Genomic DNA, 245 nt, shown 5'->3' with positions numbered 1-245 from the left:
ATGACAGCCCGAATGACACAGTTGGCTGAGGCGATCATTAAAATTCAAGACTATCTCAACAACCAACAAAAGCGGGGGCAGAAATCGTACTACAACAATTCATCCTATTCTGGGCAAAGTCCGCGAATGCAACCGTTAACTGAAGAAGGTTTGGCTTCAAGACTTGGTGTGAGGAAACTGTACGCAAGGAGCGAATTAATCTTCCCCCACCGCTTTTTGTAGCATGGTGTAAGAACAAGGATAGA

Annotated in this window: 1 pseudogene; it reads left to right on the top strand. The window is 44.9% G+C overall.

Annotated elements, in window-relative coordinates:
• A pseudogene (locus ACEYW6_RS36850) lies at window positions 1–222 on the top strand (hypothetical protein); the annotation flags it as partial.
• Window positions 223–245: the final 23 nt, after the last annotated feature.

The sequence above is a fragment of the Nostoc sp. UIC 10607 genome (assembly GCF_047228265.1).
Taxonomy (GTDB): Bacteria; Cyanobacteriota; Cyanobacteriia; order Cyanobacteriales; family Nostocaceae; genus Nostoc; species Nostoc foliaceum_A.
This window is presented reverse-complemented; position numbering and strand designations above follow the sequence as displayed.